This window comes from Citrobacter sp. RHBSTW-00029, assembly GCF_014104295.1.
In the GTDB taxonomy this organism is placed as follows: domain Bacteria; phylum Pseudomonadota; class Gammaproteobacteria; order Enterobacterales; family Enterobacteriaceae; genus Citrobacter; species Citrobacter youngae.
Genome location: NZ_JABXRT010000001.1, coordinates 4,078,643 through 4,098,773, shown reverse-complemented (window position 1 = coordinate 4,098,773; position 20,131 = coordinate 4,078,643). Strand labels below are relative to the sequence as shown.

Genomic DNA, 20,131 nt, shown 5'->3' with positions numbered 1-20,131 from the left:
ACTTCGGCATGAACAAATTGCGCTTGAGGAATATACAGTAACCGCCAATTATGGATGTGTAAACATCTGGACGGCTAAAATCCTTCGTCTTTTAAATTTATGGTGCGTTGGCTTCGTTTCCCCACCCCAGTCACTTACTTCAGTAAGCTCCTGGGGATGAGTAAACTTGCCGCCTTCCCTAAATTCAAAATCCATAGGATTTACATATAATTAGAGGAAGAAAAATGACAATATTGAATCACACCCTCGGTTTCCCTCGCGTTGGCCTGCGTCGCGAGTTGAAGAAAGCGCAAGAAAGTTACTGGGCGGGAAATTCTTCCCGTGAAGATTTGCTGACCGTTGGCCGCGAGCTGCGTGCTCGCCACTGGGATCAGCAGAAGCAGGCGGGCGTTGACCTGCTGCCAGTAGGTGATTTTGCCTGGTACGATCACGTGCTGACTACCAGCCTGCTGCTCGGCAACGTTCCGGCCCGTCATCAGAATAAAGACGGCTCGGTCGATATCGATACCTTATTCCGCATTGGCCGTGGCCGCGCACCGACCGGTGAGCCAGCGGCGGCAGCAGAAATGACCAAATGGTTTAACACCAACTATCACTACATGGTGCCGGAATTCACCAAGGGTCAGCAGTTCAAACTGACCTGGACGCAACTGCTGGACGAAGTAGACGAAGCGCTGGCACTCGGGCACAAGGTGAAACCTGTGCTGCTGGGGCCGGTAACTTACCTGTGGCTGGGGAAAGTGAAAGGCGAACAGTTTGACCGCCTGAGCTTGTTGAACGACATTCTGCCGGTTTACCAGCAGGTGCTGGCTGAGCTGGCAAAACGGGGTATTGAGTGGGTGCAGATTGATGAACCTGCTCTGGTGCTGGAGCTGCCGCAAGCATGGCTGGATGCCTTTAAACCGGCTTATGACGCCCTGCAGGGCCAGGTGAAGCTGCTACTGACCACCTACTTCGAAGGCGTAACGCCAAACCTGGATACCATTACCGCGCTGCCGGTGCAGGGGCTGCACGTTGACTTCGTGCACGGTAAAGATGATGTCGCCGAGCTGCACAAACGTCTGCCTGCCGACTGGCTGCTGTCAGCGGGTCTGGTCAATGGTCGTAACGTCTGGCGCGCCGACCTCAGCGAAAAATACGCGCAAATTAAAGATATCGTCGGGAAACGTGACCTGTGGGTGGCTTCTTCCTGCTCCCTGCTGCATAGCCCCATCGATCTCAGCGTGGAAACCCGCCTTGATGCAGAGGTGAAGAGCTGGTTTGCCTTCGCCCTGCAAAAATGCGGCGAGCTGGCGCTGTTGCGTGATGCGTTGAACAGCGGTGATACGGCGGCAATTGTCGAGTGGAGCGCACCGATTCAGGCTCGTCGTCACTCTACCCGTGTCCATAACGCCGCAGTGGAAAAACGCCTGGCGGCGATCACCGCTCAGGACAGCCAGCGCGCCAACGCCTATCCGGTTCGTGCCGAGGCGCAGCGTGACCGCTTTAATCTGCCGGCATGGCCGACCACGACTATCGGCTCATTCCCGCAAACCACCGAAATTCGCGGTCTGCGTCTGGACTTCAAAAAGGGCAACCTGGATGCTGGTAACTATCGCACCGGAATTGCGGAACATATTAAACAGGCGATCGCTGAACAGGAGCGTCTGGGTCTCGACGTGCTGGTACACGGTGAAGCCGAACGTAACGACATGGTGGAATACTTTGGTGAGCATCTGGACGGGTTCGTCTTTACCCAGAACGGTTGGGTGCAGAGCTATGGCTCCCGTTGCGTGAAGCCACCGGTAGTCATTGGCGACGTCAGCCGCCCGGAAGCGATCACCGTGGAGTGGGCGAAGTATGCCCAGTCGCTGACCGACAAACCGGTAAAAGGTATGCTGACCGGTCCGGTGACCATTCTTTGCTGGTCATTCCCACGTGAAGACGTGACGCGTGAAACCATCGCGAAGCAGATTGCGCTGGCGCTGCGTGATGAAGTTGCGGATCTGGAAGCGGCGGGGATCGGCATCATCCAGATTGATGAGCCGGCACTGCGTGAAGGTTTACCGCTGCGTCGCAGCGACTGGGCGGCGTATCTGGAGTGGGGCGTGGAAGCCTTCCGCATTAACGCGGCAGTGGCGAAGGATGAAACCCAGATCCACACCCACATGTGTTACTGCGAGTTCAACGACATCATGGACTCCATTGCGGCGCTGGACGCGGACGTGATCACTATTGAAACCTCGCGTTCCGACATGGAGTTACTGGAGTCGTTCGAAGAGTTCGACTATCCGAACGAAATCGGGCCGGGCGTCTACGACATTCACTCGCCGAACGTCCCGAGCGTGGAGTGGATTGAAGCTCTGCTGAAGAAAGCCGAGCAGCGTATTCCGGCTGAACGTCTGTGGGTGAACCCGGACTGCGGTCTGAAAACGCGCGGTTGGCCGGAAACCCGCGCCGCGCTGGCAAACATGGTTAAAGCGGCACAGAATCTGCGTCAGGCGTAAAAACAAAACGGAGGCTGATGCCTCCGTTTTGTTTATTGGTTTGCCTGGCGGGAATTATTTCTTCCCACCGTATTGCGCGAACCACTCCAGCATTCTCTGCCAGCCGTCTTTCGCGGACTCTTCGTGATAGCTCGGGCGATAATCGGCGTTAAACGCATGCCCGGCATCGGGATAGACCACGATTTCCGCTTTCGCATTGGCGGCACGCAGCGCCTGACGCATTGTTTCAACGGTATCTTGTGGAATACTGGTATCCTGGCCGCCATACAGTCCCAAAACGGGAGCGTTCAGATCGGTGGCAATATCGACAGGGTGTTTGGGGGAGTTCAGCGTTTTATCGCCCACCAGTTTGCCGTACCACGCCACCGCCGCTTTTAGCTGTGGATTGTGTGCGGCATACAGCCAGGTAATGCGCCCGCCCCAGCAAAATCCGGTGATCATCAGTTGGTGCGCATCTCCCCCGTTGCGGGAAGCCCAACTGGCGACGTGATCCAAATCGGCCAGTACCTGAGAGTCAGGCACTTTGGCGACGAGGCCGCTTAGAAGCGTCGGGATATCGGCAAAGTCATTGGGATCGCCTTCGCGAAAATAGAGTTCGGGTGCGATAGCCAGATATCCTTCCAGCGCCAGTCGACGGCAAACATCACGAATGTGCTCATGAATACCAAAAATCTCCTGCACGACAATGATGACGGGCAGCGGACCATCGGTCTGTTGCGGCCGTGCGTAATACGCAGGCATATCATCGCCTTGTGAAGGTATGGACGTTACACCGGCGATAATCGCGTTATCCGGAGTGTGAACCGTGGTAGACGTCGGTGGAGATACAGCAGGTGCAAAGCCAGATTGTCGTGTTGTCATGGTATTCTCCGTACCCTTAAATATTCAGCCAAAAAGCGCATTGTTAACTATAGACACATGCAACGAACCACATTGCCTTAAACGGGCTATCTTTTGTGCAAGGCTTCCTTACATTGCGCCATTAATGTGATGTGAATCACTATTTCATGGTAAATCAATGCAATTGATTTCCTTCACAGTGATGACTGTCACGAAAATATGTTTATGCCTTCGGTAAAGTGTGTTTTTGCTTCTTCTGACAAAACCGATTCACAGAGGAGTTTTTATGTCTAAGTCTGATGTTTTTCATCTCGGCCTCACTAAGAGCGATTTACAAGGGGCTACGCTTGCTATCGTCCCTGGCGACCCGGAGCGTGTGGAAAAGATCGCCGCGCTGATGGATAAGCCGGTTAAGCTGGCATCTCATCGCGAGTTCACTACCTGGCGTGCTGAGCTGGATGGTAAAGCCGTGATCGTTTGCTCTACCGGTATCGGCGGCCCGTCAACCTCTATCGCCGTAGAAGAACTGGCACAGCTGGGCATTCGTACCTTCCTGCGTATCGGTACGACTGGCGCTATCCAGCCGCATATCAACGTGGGTGACGTACTGGTCACCACGGCGTCTGTCCGTCTGGACGGCGCAAGCCTGCACTTCGCGCCAATGGAGTTCCCGGCTGTTGCAGACTTCGAGTGCACCACCGCGCTGGTGGAAGCGGCGAAATCTATCGGCGCTACTACCCACGTTGGCGTTACCGCGTCTTCTGATACCTTTTACCCGGGCCAGGAGCGTTACGACACCTTCTCTGGTCGCGTCGTGAGCCGTTTCAAAGGCTCAATGGAAGAGTGGCAGTCTATGGGCGTTATGAACTACGAAATGGAATCTGCCACGCTGCTGACCATGTGTGCAAGCCAGGGTCTGCGTGCTGGTATGGTCGCGGGTGTTATCGTGAACCGTACTCAGCAAGAGATCCCTAATGCGGAAACGATGAAACAAACGGAAAGCCACGCGGTGAAAATCGTGGTAGAAGCCGCACGTCGTTTACTGTAATTCTCCCGTCTATTCAAAAAGGCCGACGTGTTCGGCCTTTTTATTTTGCGTAGTACCTCGCAGGAAATTCCTTTTAAACTGGACGTTTATACAGCACAATTCTATTTTGTGCGGGTAAGTCGTTGCTGTAAGGGGGTGTTGTGGATATTCCAATTTTGATGAGTGCCGTGCTGGCATTAGCTGCAGGGCTGCTGGTGGGTTGGCTGGCGACAAAAGCGCACGCCGACAGGATCCGTGCCGATCTCATCGAAGAACGACGAGAACTGGATATCGCGCTAAGCGCCGCCCGGCAACAACTCTCACAGGAAGCCCACTGGCGTGATGAGTGCGAACTGCTGAATAACGAACTCCGCAGCCTGCACAGTATCAATACCTCACTGGAGGCCGATCTCCGTGAAGTCACTACCCGGCTGGAAGCGACGCAGCAGCATGCGGAAGATAAAATTCGCCAGATGATCAACAGCGAACAGCGCCTGAGCGAACAGTTTGAGAATCTGGCGAACCGTATATTCGAGCACAGCAATCGCCGCGTAGATGAGCAAAATCGCCAAAGCCTGAACAGCCTGCTGGCACCGCTTCGCGAACAACTGGACGGTTTTCGCCGCCAGGTTCAGGACAGCTTCGGTAAAGAGGCACAGGAACGTCATACTCTGGCGCACGAAATTCGTAATCTCCAGCAACTGAACGCGCAGATGGCACAGGAAGCGGTAAACCTGACGCGGGCATTAAAAGGCGATAACAAAACGCAGGGAAACTGGGGAGAGGTCGTACTCACGCGGGTGCTTGAGGCTTCCGGTCTGCGCGAAGGCTATGAATACGAAACCCAGGTTAGCATCGAGAATGATGTGCGCTCGCGGATGCAACCGGACGTTATTGTCCGGTTACCACAGGGCAAAGATGTGGTGATCGACGCGAAAATGACGCTGGTTGCCTATGAACGCTATTTTAACGCTGAAGATGAATTCACCCGTGAGAGTGCGTTGCAGGAGCACATCGCCTCCGTGCGAAACCACATTCGTCTGCTGGGTCGCAAAGACTATCAGCAGCTTCCTGGGTTACGTACGCTTGACTATGTGCTGATGTTTATCCCCGTTGAGCCTGCTTTTTTACTGGCGCTCGACAGGCAGCCCGAACTGATTACCGAAGCGCTTAGAAATAACATTATGCTGGTCAGTCCCACGACGCTGTTGGTGGCATTGCGTACGATTGCCAATCTGTGGCGCTACGAGCATCAGAGCCGCAACGCGCAACAAATTGCCGATCGGGCCAGTAAACTTTATGACAAGATGCGCCTGTTTGTGGATGATATGTCGGCAATTGGTCAAAGCCTGGACAAAGCCCAGGATAACTACCGACAGGCGATGAAAAAACTCTCTTCAGGCCGTGGAAATGTCTTATCGCAGGCGGAAGCCTTCCGTGGCTTAGGCGTGGAAATTAAGCGTGAGATTAATCCTGAGCTGGCTGAACAAGCCACTACCCAGGATGAAGAGTACCGTTTGCGCTCGGTCCCTGAGACGCAACAAGATGAGCCTTACCCCGATGATGAAACGGTAAATCAGCAATCAAGCTAGTCCATTTGGGGTAGTTGAACCCGGCAGAAGGGTAGGGCAAATTGGCCCAATCTGTTACACTTCTCGAACATTTTTTGAATGAGCAGGCACTGAGATGGTGGATAATTCACAAGAAACGACGCACTTTGGCTTTCAGACCGTCGCTAAAGAGCAGAAAGCTGACATGGTGGCCCACGTTTTTCATTCTGTGGCCTCTAAATATGACGTTATGAATGACTTAATGTCATTCGGCATTCATCGTTTGTGGAAGCGCTTCACCATTGACTGCAGTGGCGTGCGTCGCGGACAAACCGTTCTCGATTTGGCTGGCGGTACCGGCGATCTGACGGCGAAATTCTCTCGCATGGTAGGCGAAACCGGCAAAGTTGTGCTGGCGGATATCAATGACTCAATGCTCAAAATGGGTCGCGAAAAGCTGCGCAATATTGGTGTGGTGGGTAACGTTGAGTACGTTCAGGCGAATGCGGAAGCACTACCTTTCCCTGACAACACGTTTGACTGCATCACCATCTCTTTCGGTCTGCGCAACGTTACGGATAAAGACAAAGCATTACGCTCCATGTATCGCGTGTTGAAGCCGGGCGGACGTCTACTGGTGCTGGAGTTCTCCAAGCCGATTATCGAACCGCTGAGCAAAGCCTACGACGCATACTCTTTCCACGTTCTACCGCGCATTGGCTCCATGGTAGCAAGCGATGCAGACAGTTATCGCTATCTGGCGGAATCCATCCGCATGCATCCCGATCAGGACACCTTAAAAGCAATGATGCAAGATGCCGGGTTCGAAAGCGTTGATTACTACAACCTGACGGCAGGTGTCGTTGCGCTGCATCGTGGCTACAAGTTCTGACAGGAGATTGGGGATGCCTTTAAAACCCTTAGTGACCGCAGGCGTTGAAAATCTGCTCAACACCTTTCTGTACCGTTCTCCTGCGCTGAAATCGGCCCGAACGCGTTTGCAGAGTAAGGTGCTGCGTTTTGACCTGAAAGGATTTTCGACGTCGTTAGTCCTGGTGTTTAGTGAGCGCCAGGTCGATGTGCTGGGGGCATGGGAAGGCGAAGCCGATTGCACCGTAATCACATATGCCAGTGTGTTACCGAAATTGCGTGACAGACAGCAACTCACCACGCTTATTCGCAGCGGCGAACTGGAAGTGCAGGGCGATATTCAGGTGGTGCAGAACTTTGTTGCGCTGGCCGATCTGGCGGAGTTGGATCCTGCAGAACTGTTAGCACCCTATACCGGCGATATCGTCGCGGAAGGTGTTAGCAAAGTCCTGCGCGGTGGCGCGAAGTTCCTGCGTCATGGCATTCAACGTCAGCAACGTTATGTTGCTGAAGCGATCACCGAAGAGTGGCGTATGGCCCCTGGCCTGCTTGAAGTTGCATGGTTTGCGGAAGAAACGGCAGCGGTTGAGCGCGCGGTCGAATCTCTGGCCAGACGGCTGGAAAAACTGGAGGCCAAATGACGCCAGGAGAAGTACGGCGCCTTTATTTCATCATTCGCACTTTTTTAAGCTACGGTCTTGATGAACTCATCCCTAAAATGCGTATTACGCTGCCGCTCCGTCTGTGGCGTTACACATTGTTTTGGATGCCAAACCGACATAAAGATAAGCCGCTGGGTGAAAGGCTGAGACTGGCTTTGCAGGAATTGGGGCCGGTATGGATCAAATTTGGTCAAATGCTCTCCACCCGTCGAGATCTGTTTCCGCCGCACATCGCCGATCAGTTGGCCCTGTTGCAGGATCGGGTTGCTCCATTCGATGGACAACGGGCAAAAGAACAAATTGAAGAAGCAATGGGTGGGCTACCTGTTGAAGCGTGGTTTGATGATTTTGAGATAACACCACTGGCATCTGCGTCTATTGCTCAGGTTCATACCGCGCGACTGAAGTCGAATGGCAAAGAGGTGGTGATCAAAGTTATTCGCCCGGACATACTGCCGGTCATCAAAGCGGATTTAAAACTGATCTACCGCCTGGCTCGTTGGGTTCCTCGTCTGCTGCCAGATGGGCGTCGCCTGCGACCAACAGAAGTCGTCCGTGAATATGAAAAAACGTTGATTGATGAGCTAAATCTGCTGCGCGAATCGGCGAACGCCATTCAACTGCGGCGTAATTTTGAAGACAGCCCAATGCTGTACATCCCGGAAGTGTATTCCGACTATTGCAGTCAGAACATGATGGTGATGGAGCGCATTTACGGTATCCCGGTTTCAGATGTCACCACGCTTGAGAAGAACGGCACCAATATGAAACTGTTGGCCGAGCGTGGTGTTCAGGTCTTCTTTACTCAGGTATTCCGCGACAGCTTTTTCCATGCGGATATGCACCCTGGGAACATTTTTGTCAGTTATGAGCACCCTGAAAACCCGAAATACATTGGTATTGATTGTGGGATTGTGGGCTCTTTAAACAAAGAAGATAAGCGTTACCTGGCTGAAAACTTCATTGCGTTCTTTAACCGCGATTACCGCAAAGTTGCTGAACTGCACGTGGATTCTGGCTGGGTTCCACCGGATACCAACGTTGAAGAGTTCGAATTCGCCATTCGTACCGTGTGTGAGCCGATCTTCGAAAAGCCGCTAGCAGAGATCTCCTTTGGTCACGTGCTGTTGAATCTGTTCAATACGGCACGTCGATTTAATATGGAAGTCCAGCCTCAACTGGTGCTGTTACAGAAGACGCTGTTGTACGTTGAGGGTGTTGGCCGACAGCTCTATCCTCAGTTGGATCTGTGGAAAACGGCCAAACCTTTCCTTGAATCCTGGATTAAAGATCAGGTCGGTATTCCGGCGCTTGTCAGGGCATTTAAAGAAAAAGCACCGTTCTGGGTCGAAAAAATGCCAGAAATACCTGAACTGGTGTATGACAGTTTGCGCCAGGGCAAATATTTACAGCACAGTGTTGATAAGATTGCGCGCGAGCTTCATGCGAATCACGTACGTCAGGGACAATCCCGTTATTTATTGGGTATTGGCGCAACGTTGCTGTTAAGTGGGACATTCCTGCTGGTAAGCCGCCCTGAGTGGGGGCTTATGCCGGGCTGGTTAATCGCGGGTGGTGTTATCGCCTGGCTGATCGGCTGGCGCAAAATGCGCTGATTTTTTCATCGCCCAAGGCAGGTCGTGTAACGTATACTACGGCCTTATTAATTCATCATCTATGACAGAGGAACATGTATGGGTGGTATCAGTATTTGGCAGTTGTTGATCATTGCCGTCATCGTTGTACTGCTATTTGGCACCAAGAAACTCGGCTCCATCGGTTCCGACCTTGGCGCGTCTATTAAAGGCTTCAAGAAAGCGATGGGTGATGATGAACCTAAGCAGGATAAAACCAGCCAGGACGCTGATTTTACCGCTAAATCCATCACCGATAAGCAGGGTGAAGTGAAGAAAGAAGACGCCAAAAGCCAAGATAAAGAGCAGGTATAATCCGTGTTTGATATCGGTTTTAGCGAACTGTTATTGGTGTTCGTTATCGGCCTCATCGTACTGGGGCCACAACGATTGCCAGTGGCAGTAAAAACGGTCGCGGGCTGGGTCCGTGCGCTGCGCTCTCTTGCAACTACTGTGCAGAATGAACTGACCCAGGAGCTTAAGCTTCAGGAGTTTCAGGACAGCCTGAAGAAAGTAGAGAAAGCGAGCCTGACAAATTTGACGCCGGAGCTGAAAGCATCGATGGATGAGCTGCGTGAAGCGGCTGAGTCGATGAAGCGTTCTTACAGCGTGCACGATCCTGAGAAAGCGAGCGATGAAGCGCACACTATCCATAACCCTGTGGTGAAAGGAAGTGAAGCGCAGCACGAGGGGGTTACCCCTGCTACTGCTGAAGCACAGGCCAGTTCGCCGGAGCAAAAACCGGAATCCACGGGTGCTGACACGCCGGAGTTGAAGGACACTGTTTCCGTTACGTCGATGGACGTGGAAAAGAAACCTGCTGCACCTGCTGTCGAATCCTCACCCTCGTCGAGTGATAAACCGTAAACATGTCTGTAGAAGATACTCAACCGCTCATCACGCATCTTATTGAGCTGCGTAAGCGACTCCTGAACTGCATTATTGCGGTTATGGTGATCTTTCTGGCGTTGGTTTATTTTGCCAACGACATTTACCATATGGTTGCGGCACCGCTGATTAAGCAGATGCCTCAGGGTGCAACGATGATCGCCACCGATGTGGCTTCACCGTTCTTTACCCCGATAAAGCTAACCTTTATGGTGTCGCTGATCCTGTCGGCACCAGTGATCCTGTACCAGGTATGGGCATTTATTGCGCCTGCTTTGTATAAGCATGAACGTCGCCTTGTCGTGCCGCTGCTGGTCTCAAGTTCGCTGTTGTTCTATATCGGGATGGCATTCGCCTATTTTGTCGTCTTCCCGTTGGCGTTTGGCTTCCTTGCCAACACAGCTCCGCAAGGCGTGCAGGTTTCGACAGACATTGCCAGTTATCTCAGCTTTGTCATGGCGTTGTTTATGGCGTTTGGTGTCTCTTTTGAGGTTCCTGTCGCCATTGTATTGTTGTGCTGGATGGGCATTACGACACCTGAGGACCTACGTAAGAAACGTCCTTATGTAGTGGTCGGGGCATTTGTCGTGGGGATGTTACTGACTCCACCAGACGTCTTCTCGCAAACGCTGTTGGCGATACCGATGTACTGCCTGTTCGAAGTGGGTGTTTTCTTCTCTCGTTTTTATGTCGGCAAGCGACGTACGCGAGACGAAGACAACGAGGCTGAGAATGCGAAAGAAGCTGAAGCCACCGAGAAAACCGAAGAGTAAATTCAGCCGCCCGTAAGGGCGGTTGTCATATGGGAGGAAGCATGTTTGATATTGGCGTTAATCTAACCAGTTCACAATTTGCGAAAGACAGGGATGAGGTTGTGGCGCGCGCCTTTGCTGCGGGTGTAAACGGCATGCTTCTGACCGGAACAAACCTGCATGAAAGCCAGCAGGCGCTAAAGTTGGCACAGCATTATCCACATTGCTGGTCCACAGCTGGCGTCCACCCGCATGACAGTAGCCAATGGCAATCCTCAACAGAGGCGGAAATTATTGCACTGGCGAACCAGTCCGAAGTGGTCGCCATTGGTGAGTGTGGCCTGGATTTCAATCGTAATTACTCCACTGCGCAGGAACAGGAACGGGCTTTTGAGGCGCAATTGCGTATTGCCGCTGAATTGCAGATGCCTGTTTTCATGCATTGTCGGGATGCCCACGAACGTTTTTTGACGCTGCTGGAACCCTGGCTGGACAGCCTCCCCGGCGCAGTGCTGCACTGTTTCACTGGCTCGCGCCGGGAGATGCAGGACTGCGTGGACAGAGGGCTTTATATCGGGATTACCGGATGGGTCTGCGATGAGCGTCGGGGTATGGAACTACGGGAGCTACTGCCGTTTATCCCGGCGGAAAGGCTGCTGATAGAAACAGACGCGCCCTATTTACTCCCACGCGATCTGGCCCCGAAGCCGACTTCCCGACGCAATGAACCTGCACACCTGCCGCATATTCTTGAGCGTATTGCGCACTGGCGCGGGGAAGATCCTCAGTGGCTATCAACGGCGATTGATGCCAACGTCAGAACGTTATTCGAAGTGACCTTCTGAGTCTGTTTATATTTTTCGAAAGCCGGTGTTTTTCACGCTCTGCTTAACCTCTTTATTCAACAGGTTAAGCAGGAGCATGGAACGTGCTTCGCCGTCGGGTTCGGTGAAAATCGCCTTCAACCCTTCAAATGCCCCTTCAGTGATAATGACGCAGTCTCCAGGATGCGGCGTTTCCGGGTCAACAATTCCTTCGGGCTTGTAGATAGAAAGCTGGTGAATGACGGGAGAGGGGACGGTGGCTGGTGTCGCTCCAAAACGTACAAAATGGCTAACGCCACGTGTCGCATTGATGGTCGTGGTGTGGATCACTTCCGGATCGAACTCGACAAACATGTAATTAGGGAAAAGTGGCTCACTGACTGTGGTACGTTTACCACGCACCATTTTTTCCAGGGTGATCATTGGCGTCAAACAGTTTACTGCTTGTCTTTCCAGGTGTTCCTGGGCACGTTGAAGTTGCCCGCGTTTGCAGTACAGTAAATACCAGGCTTGCATAATAACTCTTATCCGCTTGTTCTGAGCGCAAGCATAGCAAAAGTCATTATACACTTCATCTTTCAAGCCTCATCGGTGTTGGTTGCCAGAGTTCACGCTAATTTAACAAAAATACAGCATCACAATGATGAACGCCGTATAATGAGGCGCTTACACAGAGGCCATAATGGACGCCATGAAATATCACGATTTACGCGACTTCCTGACGCAGCTTGAACAGCAGGGCGAGCTCAAACGCATTACGCTTCCAGTGGATCCCCATCTGGAGATCACTGAAATTGCCGATCGCACCTTGCGTGCCGGTGGGCCTGCGCTGCTGTTTGAGAATCCAAAAGGCTATTCAATGCCGGTGCTGTGCAATCTGTTTGGCACGCCGAAGCGTGTCGCCATGGGGATGGGGCAAGAAGATGTCTCAGCACTACGGGAAGTTGGTAAGCTGTTGGCGTTTTTGAAAGAGCCGGAGCCGCCGAAAGGATTCCGCGATCTGTTTGATAAGCTGCCACAGTTCAAGCAGGTGCTGAACATGCCGACCAAACGGCTACGCGGTGCGCCTTGTCAGCAAAAAATCTACTCAGGCGATGACGTTGATTTAAACCGCATTCCGATTATGACCTGCTGGCCGGAAGATGCAGCGCCACTGATTACATGGGGACTCACCGTCACGCGTGGTCCGCATAAAGAGCGACAGAATCTGGGTATTTATCGCCAACAGTTGATTGGCAAAAATAAGCTCATTATGCGTTGGCTTTCACATCGTGGCGGCGCGCTGGATTATCAGGAGTGGTGCGCTGCACACCCTGGTGAGCGTTTCCCAGTCTCCGTTGCGTTAGGGGCAGACCCGGCGACCATTCTGGGCGCGGTGACCCCTGTACCTGATACATTATCAGAGTACGCCTTCGCCGGGCTGCTGCGTGGCACCAAGACCGAAGTCGTCAAATGCATCTCCAACGATCTCGAAGTACCCGCCAGCGCTGAAATCGTACTGGAAGGTTATATCGAGCCGGGTGAACTGGCACCGGAAGGACCGTATGGCGATCATACGGGTTATTACAATGAAGTGGATAGCTTCCCGGTTTTCACCGTCACCCACATTACCCAACGTGAAGATGCGATTTATCACTCCACCTACACCGGACGCCCACCAGATGAGCCAGCGGTTCTCGGTGTGGCGCTGAATGAGGTCTTTGTTCCTATTCTGCAAAAGCAGTTCCCGGAAATCGTCGACTTTTATCTGCCGCCGGAAGGTTGTTCTTATCGACTGGCCGTGGTGACGATGAAAAAACAGTACGCGGGTCATGCCAAACGCGTCATGATGGGCGTTTGGTCATTTTTGCGTCAGTTTATGTACACCAAATTTGTTATTGTCTGCGATGATGATGTCAACGCACGTGACTGGAACGATGTGATTTGGGCAATTACTACCCGTATGGACCCGGCCCGGGATACGGTACTGGTAGAGAATACGCCGATTGATTACCTGGACTTTGCCTCGCCGGTTTCCGGCCTTGGTTCAAAAATGGGGCTGGATGCCACAAATAAATGGCCGGGTGAAACCCAACGAGAGTGGGGACGCCCGATTAAAAAAGATCCTGAAGTGACTGCGCGTATTGACGCAATTTGGGATGAATTAGCCATCTTTAATGACGGCAAAAGCGCCTGAGGCGCGATCGTTTTGCCTATTGATCCGACAGAGAGAGCGCATGACAACCTTAAGCTGTAAAGTGACCTCGGTAGAAGCTATCACTGACACCGTATATCGCGTACGTTTAGTGCCGGACGCGGCGTTTTCCTTTCGTGCAGGTCAGTATTTAATGGTCGTGATGGACGAACGTGATAAACGCCCGTTCTCCATGGCATCTACGCCGGATGAGCATGGGTTCATTGAGCTGCACGTGGGTGCTTCTGAGCTAAATCTTTATGCCATGGCTGTTATGGACCGAATTCTGAAAGATCGGGAAATTAAGGTCGATATCCCGCACGGTGAAGCCTGGCTGCGGGATGATGAGAATCGTCCGCTGATCCTGATTGCCGGAGGTACAGGGTTCTCTTACGTGCGTTCTATTCTGCTTACCGCGCTGGCGCGCAATCCAAACCGCGATATCACTATTTACTGGGGCGGGCGCGAAGAGAAGCATCTCTACGATCTCTCAGAGCTGGAAGCATTGTCGGTGAATCACCCGAACCTGCGCGTTGAGCCGGTGGTAGAGCAGCCTGAAGACGGCTGGCGTGGTCGTACGGGAACCGTATTAACGGCAGTATTACAGGATTACGGCACTCTGGCGGAACATGATATTTATATCGCCGGGCGTTTCGAGATGGCTAAAATCGCGCGCGACCTGTTCTGCAATGAACGTAGTGCGCGTGAAGATCGCCTGTTTGGCGACGCTTTCGCGTTCATTTAAGCGCTGTGCGCCGGATCCCTTCCGGCGCATCCATTACCAACCTTACTTCTTCTAACTGGGTGCAAACCCGGTCTTGTTGTTTCTCTTTTTCAGCATATTTTTTAGTAAACATGTTTTTTCTATCTATTAATCATAAAACTGAGTTTTTGTGACGGGTTTCATTTTGTTTAGTAAACAAAATGGGCAAGCTGTATCGCATCACATTGCGGGACGTCAGCGAGGGAAAACCATGAGGCTCGGACTGGATATCGGCGGGACTAAAATTGAAGCGGTGGTGATTGATAACACGGGTGAAATTGTTTACCGCGAGCGATGTGCGACACCAAAGCTGAGTTACGGTGATTTTTTCCAGGCTGTGACCGAGATGATTGCTAAGGCGAGACAGGCCGTTAATCAGCCTTTATCGGTGGGTATCGGGGTGCCCGGCGCGGTGGATAGCGAAGGTTTGATTAAGAATTCCAATATCCTGGTGCTGAATCAGCAGGCTTTTTCGCAAGATCTTGAGCGTGCATTAGGAATGCCAGTACCCGTAACTAATGACGCCAACTGCTTCACACTGTCGGAAGCGATGGACGGTAGCGGACGGGGCTATCGTGTCGTATTTGGCGTTATCCTCGGTACCGGATGCGGCGGTGGACTATGCATCGATAACCGTTTGATCTCTGGACCTAACGCCTGTTCAGGAGAGTGGGGACATAATGCATTGCCGCGCTACCACGAATCTCGGGACGGGGCTGAAGTGACATGCTATTGCGGACAGGTGAACTGTATTGAGAGCTTTATTTCCGGCAGCGGCCTGGAGCGTCAGTATATGAATCACACCGCGCAACATGCAGGTGTGCCACATATTATGCAGCGGGTAGAATCGGGTGATGCAGATGCCTGTTTGTTATGGGAACGCTATTGCGATCAGCTGGCGCGCGCGTTGGCGGGGGTGGTGAATACGCTCGATCCCGATGTTATCGTGCTGGGCGGTGGGGTATCCAATATCACTTTACTGTACTCAGGCTTGCAGGCGCGAGTGGCGCAGTACGTATTTGGTAAACAGTGCCGTACGCCGATCGTTCAGGCCCGACACGGTGACAGCAGCGGCGTACGCGGCGCGGCCTGGCTGGGGGCGCAAAAGGCCAGCGTAAATCAATGAGAGTGACATGACGAAACCTGTACGTATCAGGGACATTGCCGAAGCCTGCGGCGTTTCAGTTGGCGCGGTTTCCCGCGCCCTGAAAGGGCAGCCGGGGCTACGTGAAGATACCCGGCTGCGCATTATTTCTGTGGCGCAGCAGCAGGGTTATGATTTTTCCCGTCTGCGCACTGACAAGATCAAACGCGTCCTGTTTTTGCTGCACCGCCAGCACAATATCAGCCGGGCATTGCCGTTTTACTCGCAGCTGCTGCTGGGTATCGATGATGCCTGCCGGGATCAGGGTATTGCGCTGAGTTTTCTCTCTATAGGCCCAGGTGATGCAGTGAGTGAGCAGGTGATGCTGCACCAGCCGGATGCGCTGATCTGCGCCGGTTTTTTTGAGCCTGAATTACTTGGCTTGCTGCAACAGATGAAATTGCCGTTGGTGCTGGTGGATCTGTGGGCTCCAGGTTTGCCATGCGTCAATCCGGACAATACCCAGGGCGGCTATCTGGCGACAAAACACTTGATCGAACAGGGGCGCAGCCGTATCGCTTTTCTTGCCAGTTCGCTTGCGCACTACAGCATCCGTCAGCGCGAGAAGGGCTACCGTCAGGCATTGTATGAGGCCCGTTTGCTGATGCCGCCAGAATACGACGCCGTTGCGCCACCGCTGCTGGATACCGAGCAATCCCTGGTGGAAGCGGTTAATGAGCTTTTCAGGCTGCCGGAGCCGCCTGATGCCATTTTTGCCTATAACGACGCGGCGGCGATGGTTGTTCAGCGGGTGTGTGCGCAGCAGGATATACGTATCCCGGAAGATCTCGCGCTGGTGGGGTTTGATGATATCGATGCTGCGGCCTGGTCACATCCGCCGCTGACCACTATTGCGGTTGATAAAAAGCAACTGGGGCGTGAAGCGCTGCGTTTATTGCTGGAAGAGAAACTGGAAGAGAATCTGCTGTTGCCGGTGCAATTAGTGGTGCGTGGTAGTTCAGGGAAATAAAAAACCCGCCCCTGACAGGCGGGAAGAACGGCAACTAAACCTTTCCCCGTCATAATTCACTCTGCCTCTTTGTTGGCTGCCTTTGCTCACCCCGGTCACATAGTTATCTATGCTCCCGGGGATTCGCTCAGTTGCCGCCGCGATGCAGCGCGAATTATTTAGGGGAATTTATCTTTGATTAAACTCGCTCAAATACCGTCGCGATGCCCTGACCTAACCCGATACACATCGTTGCCAGACCAAACTGCACGTCTTTGCGTTCCATCAGGTTGAGCAGGGTGGTGCTAATCCGCGCGCCGGAACATCCTAGTGGGTGGCCCAGGGCGATCGCGCCGCCGTTGAGGTTGATCTTCTCGTCTATCTGCTCCATCAGCCCCAGATCTTTAATGCACGGCAGGATCTGGGCGGCAAAGGCTTCGTTCATCTCAAACAAGCCGATGTCGCTGGAGGAGAGTCCCGCTTTTTTCAGCGCCAGTTTTGAGGCCGGAACCGGACCGTAACCCATGATTGACGGGTCGCAGCCAACAACAGCCATCGAACGAATACGGGCACGCGGCGTCAGACCCAGCTCACGGGCGCGACTTTCACTCATGACCAGCATCGCCGCTGCTCCGTCAGAGAGCGCGGAGGAGGTACCGGCAGTGACCGTTCCGCTCACCGGATCGAACGCTGGGCGCAGGGTGGATAGCGCTTCGATAGTGGTTTCCGGACGAATAACCTCATCATAGTTAAACTGTTTCAACACGCCGTCGGCATCATGACCGCCGGTCGGAATGATTTCGTTTTTAAACGCGCCGGACTGAGTAGCAGCCCAGGCGCGAGCGTGTGAGCGTGCGGCGAAAGCATCCTGCATTTCACGGCTGATGCCGTGCATGCGGGAGAGCATTTCTGCGGTCAGGCCCATCATCCCCGCCGCTTTTGCTACGTTGCGGCTCATGCCCGGATGGAAATCAACGCCGTGGCTCATTGGTACATGGCCCATATGCTCCACGCCACCAATCAGGCACGCCTGAGCATCACCGGTCATGATCATACGTGCCGCGTCGTGCAGCGCCTGCATTGATGAACCGCACAGGCGGTTCACGGTGACCGCCGGAACGGAGTGCGGGATTTCCGCCAGCAGCGCGGCGTTACGGGCGATGTTGAAACCCTGCTCCAGCGTTTGCTGCACACAGCCCCAGTAAATGTCATCCAGCGCGGTTGGCTCCAGTGCCGGATTACGCGCCAGCAGGCTACGCATTAAGTGTGCGGAGAGATCTTCTGCCCGTACGTTACGAAACGCGCCCCCTTTTGAACGGCCCATCGGGGTACGGATCGCATCAACAATTACAACCTGTTCCATTGTGACTCCTTAAGCCGTTTTCAGGCTGCCAACCGGGCGGGCAGGCTCAACCTGGGGATAATACGGTTCGTTATGGCGCGCCTTATCACGCAGACCAGCCGGAACTTCATACAGCGCTCCGAGGTGCTGATACTGCTGAGCCATATCGAGATACTTCGCGCTGCCGAGCGTATCCAGCCAGCGGAACGCGCCGCCGTGGAACGGAGGGAAGCCCAGGCCATACACCAGTGCCATATCGGCTTCTGCCGGGCTGGCGATAATGCCTTCTTCCAGACAACGCACCACTTCGTTGACCATTGGGATCATCATGCGGGCGATAATTTCTTCATCGCTAAAGTCGCGCTTCGGCTGGCTGATATCTGCCAGCAAACCGTCAACGGCGGCATCTTCTTCTTTCTTCGGCTTGCCCTTGTTGTCTTCTTTATAACGCCAGAATCCGAGGCCGTTTTTCTGCCCGAAACGGCTGGCATCAAACAGCGCATCAATCGCATCGCGATAATCTTTCTGCATACGCTGCGGGAAGCCCGCGGACATTACCGCCTGTGCGTGATGTGCGGTATCAATACCCACCACGTCCAGCAGATAAGCCGGGCCCATTGGCCAGCCAAACTGTTTTTCCATGACTTTGTCGACTTTGCGGAAATCCGCCCCATCGCGCAGCAGCTGGCTGAAACCGGCAAAATACGGGAACAGCACGCGGTTCACGAAGAAACCGGGGCAGTCGTTCACCACAATTGGCGTTTTGCCCATCTGGCTTGCCCAGGCGACAACTTTGGCGATGGTTTCATCCGAGCTTTTCTCGCCGCGAATGATCTCAACCAGTGGCATGCGGTGTACCGGGTTAAAGAAGTGCATCCCACAGAAGTTTTCCGGGCGTTTGAGCACGCTGGCCAGTTCGTTGATTGGGATGGTAGAGGTATTCGACGCCAGTACGGTGTCCGGGCGAACTTTGTCTTCAGTCTCCGCCAGCACCGCTTTTTTCACTTTCGGGTTTTCTACGACCGCTTCAACCACCACATCCACACGCTCAAAACCGCTATAGTCGAGGGTTGGATGAATAGTGGAAATCACGCCCGCCATTTTTAGACCGTCAATTTTGCCGCGCTCAAGCTGTTTGTTCAGCAGTTTGGCCGCTTCGGTCATGCCCAGCGTTAATGATTTGTCGTTGATATCTTTCATCACAACCGGCACGCCTTTCCAGGCTGACTGGTAAGCGATGCCACCGCCCATAATGCCTGCACCCAGCACTGCCGCTTGCTTTGGTGCTTCAATATTTTTGGTGAGCTTTTTGGCTTTGGCTTTCACGAACTGATCGTTCAGGAAGATACCAACCAACGCGCGGGCTTCACTGGTGTGCGCCAGTGGCACAAAGCTCTTATTTTCCAGATTCAGCGCTTCTTCACGGCCAAAACGAGCCGCTGCTTCAATGGTTTTTACCGCGGTAATCGGTGCGGGATAATGCTTACCTGCCGTCTGCGCCACCATGCCTTTGGCGATGGTAAAGCTCATAGCCGCTTCAATTTTGCTGAGTTTCAACGGCTCCAGCTTCGGCTGACGTTTGGCTTTCCAGTCAAGGTCGCTGTTAATCGCCTGACGTAATACCGCGATCGCGCCATCAAGCAGTTTGTCTTGCTTCACTACGCCATCGACCAGACCGATTTTTAGCGCCTGCTCAGCACCAACATCTTTACCTGCAGCAATGATTTCCAGCGCGCTGTCCGCGCCCAGCATACGTGGCATACGCACGGAACCGCCAAAGCCCGGCATAATGCCCAGCTTGGTTTCCGGCAGGCCAATGCGCAGGTCCGGCGTTGCCAGACGATAATCGGTTGCCAGGACACACTCGCAGCCACCGCCCAGCGCGTAACCGTTTACCGCAGAGAGGGTCGGAACAGGCAGATCTTCGAGGCGGTTAAAGACGCTGTTGGCAAAATGCAGCCACTGGCTTAACTGTTCTTCAGGCACGAGGAACAGTGAAAGGAATTCGGTGATATCGGCACCAACAATAAAGGCTGCTTTGTTAGAACGCAGCAGCAGCCCTTTTAAATTCGGTTGTTTTTCCAGCACATCAAGCGCATGGCCCAGGCTGGCAACGGTGGCCGTGTCGAGTTTATTGACCGAACCAGGGGCATCGAACACCAGTTCGGCGATGCCATCTTCCAGCCAGTCGAGGTACAGGGTGTCGCCTTTGTAAAGCATGTCAGTC

18 protein-coding genes are annotated in these 20,131 nt (G+C 53.3%); 14 read left to right on the top strand and 4 right to left on the bottom strand.

The genetic code is table 11. From position 1 onward, the window contains the following. Positions 1 to 224: 224 nt before the first annotated feature. Complete coding sequence (metE, locus tag HV041_RS19820; protein ID WP_048214086.1) at positions 225 to 2,486, top strand: 5-methyltetrahydropteroyltriglutamate--homocysteine S-methyltransferase; 2,262 nt, start codon at positions 225 to 227, stop codon at positions 2,484 to 2,486. 54 nt (positions 2,487 to 2,540) lie between these two features. Here metE and HV041_RS19815 read toward each other — a convergent pair whose 3' ends face one another. Further along, positions 2,541 to 3,347, bottom strand: a complete 807-nt coding sequence (locus HV041_RS19815; RefSeq protein WP_048214087.1) for a dienelactone hydrolase family protein — start codon at positions 3,345 to 3,347, stop codon at positions 2,541 to 2,543. A gap of 265 nt (positions 3,348 to 3,612) precedes the next feature. Between HV041_RS19815 and udp the strand changes: the two genes are divergently transcribed. From udp to tatD, 9 genes are all read left to right on the top strand, one after another. After that, complete coding sequence (gene udp / locus HV041_RS19810) at positions 3,613 to 4,374, top strand: uridine phosphorylase (RefSeq protein ID WP_003017903.1); 762 nt, start codon at positions 3,613 to 3,615, stop codon at positions 4,372 to 4,374. A gap of 140 nt (positions 4,375 to 4,514) precedes the next feature. Continuing rightward, complete coding sequence (gene rmuC, locus HV041_RS19805; RefSeq protein WP_061066928.1) at positions 4,515 to 5,945, top strand: DNA recombination protein RmuC; 1,431 nt, start codon at positions 4,515 to 4,517, stop codon at positions 5,943 to 5,945. 94 nt (positions 5,946 to 6,039) lie between these two features. Next, a complete protein-coding gene (gene ubiE, locus HV041_RS19800; protein ID WP_003017897.1) occupies positions 6,040 to 6,795 on the top strand; it encodes a bifunctional demethylmenaquinone methyltransferase/2-methoxy-6-polyprenyl-1,4-benzoquinol methylase UbiE in 756 nt (251 codons plus the stop codon). 13 nt (positions 6,796 to 6,808) lie between these two features. Next, positions 6,809 to 7,414, top strand: coding sequence for a ubiquinone biosynthesis protein UbiJ (gene ubiJ, locus HV041_RS19795; RefSeq protein WP_048214089.1), 606 nt, complete (start codon positions 6,809 to 6,811; stop codon positions 7,412 to 7,414). Beyond that, positions 7,411 to 9,051: a ubiquinone biosynthesis regulatory protein kinase UbiB gene (ubiB, locus tag HV041_RS19790; protein ID WP_116361205.1), complete on the top strand. Its 1,641-nt coding sequence runs from the start codon at positions 7,411 to 7,413 to the stop codon at positions 9,049 to 9,051. Before ubiJ ends, ubiB begins: the two co-directional genes overlap by 4 nt. A gap of 78 nt (positions 9,052 to 9,129) precedes the next feature. After that, entirely contained in the window at positions 9,130 to 9,384 is a 255-nt protein-coding gene (gene tatA / locus HV041_RS19785) for a Sec-independent protein translocase subunit TatA (RefSeq protein WP_003017888.1), read from the top strand. Positions 9,385 to 9,387: 3 nt separating this feature from the next. Next, positions 9,388 to 9,936: a Sec-independent protein translocase protein TatB gene (gene tatB, locus HV041_RS19780; protein ID WP_121585259.1), complete on the top strand. Its 549-nt coding sequence runs from the start codon at positions 9,388 to 9,390 to the stop codon at positions 9,934 to 9,936. A gap of 2 nt (positions 9,937 to 9,938) precedes the next feature. Continuing rightward, entirely contained in the window at positions 9,939 to 10,730 is a 792-nt protein-coding gene (gene tatC, locus HV041_RS19775) for a Sec-independent protein translocase subunit TatC (protein WP_048214092.1), read from the top strand. Positions 10,731 to 10,771: 41 nt separating this feature from the next. Then, complete coding sequence (tatD, locus tag HV041_RS19770; protein WP_121585260.1) at positions 10,772 to 11,554, top strand: 3'-5' ssDNA/RNA exonuclease TatD; 783 nt, start codon at positions 10,772 to 10,774, stop codon at positions 11,552 to 11,554. A 6-nt stretch (positions 11,555 to 11,560) separates the two neighbouring features. On the opposite strand, the gene rfaH is transcribed toward tatD, so the two are convergent. Next, positions 11,561 to 12,049 carry a transcription/translation regulatory transformer protein RfaH gene (gene rfaH, locus HV041_RS19765; RefSeq protein WP_005133248.1) on the bottom strand — a complete coding sequence of 163 codons (489 nt, stop codon included), beginning with the start codon at positions 12,047 to 12,049 and terminating at the stop codon, positions 11,561 to 11,563. A 166-nt stretch (positions 12,050 to 12,215) separates the two neighbouring features. On the opposite strand from rfaH, the gene ubiD reads away from it, so the two are divergent. The 4 genes from ubiD (at position 12,216) to HV041_RS19745 (ending at position 16,583) form a co-directional block, all read left to right on the top strand. Continuing rightward, the gene (gene ubiD, locus HV041_RS19760) at positions 12,216 to 13,709 is read left to right on the top strand and encodes a 4-hydroxy-3-polyprenylbenzoate decarboxylase (protein ID WP_048214094.1); all 1,494 of its coding nucleotides are present in this window, start codon (positions 12,216 to 12,218) and stop codon (positions 13,707 to 13,709) included. A 40-nt stretch (positions 13,710 to 13,749) separates the two neighbouring features. After that, positions 13,750 to 14,451, top strand: coding sequence for an NAD(P)H-flavin reductase (gene fre / locus HV041_RS19755; protein WP_048214095.1), 702 nt, complete (start codon positions 13,750 to 13,752; stop codon positions 14,449 to 14,451). Positions 14,452 to 14,680: 229 nt separating this feature from the next. Further along, on the top strand, positions 14,681 to 15,595 hold the full coding sequence (locus HV041_RS19750; protein WP_124022106.1) for an ROK family protein: 915 nt from the start codon (positions 14,681 to 14,683) through the stop codon (positions 15,593 to 15,595). Between the two features lie 7 nt (positions 15,596 to 15,602). Further along, entirely contained in the window at positions 15,603 to 16,583 is a 981-nt protein-coding gene (locus HV041_RS19745) for a LacI family DNA-binding transcriptional regulator (RefSeq protein WP_048214097.1), read from the top strand. Positions 16,584 to 16,761: 178 nt separating this feature from the next. Here the strand turns inward: HV041_RS19745 and fadA are convergent, their stop codons facing one another. Then, positions 16,762 to 17,925: an acetyl-CoA C-acyltransferase FadA gene (fadA, locus tag HV041_RS19740; protein ID WP_121585261.1), complete on the bottom strand. Its 1,164-nt coding sequence runs from the start codon at positions 17,923 to 17,925 to the stop codon at positions 16,762 to 16,764. A gap of 9 nt (positions 17,926 to 17,934) precedes the next feature. After that, positions 17,935 to 20,124 (bottom strand): fatty acid oxidation complex subunit alpha FadB, encoded by a 2,190-nt coding sequence (gene fadB / locus HV041_RS19735; protein ID WP_121585262.1) that lies wholly within the window; start codon positions 20,122 to 20,124, stop codon positions 17,935 to 17,937. Positions 20,125 to 20,131: the final 7 nt, after the last annotated feature.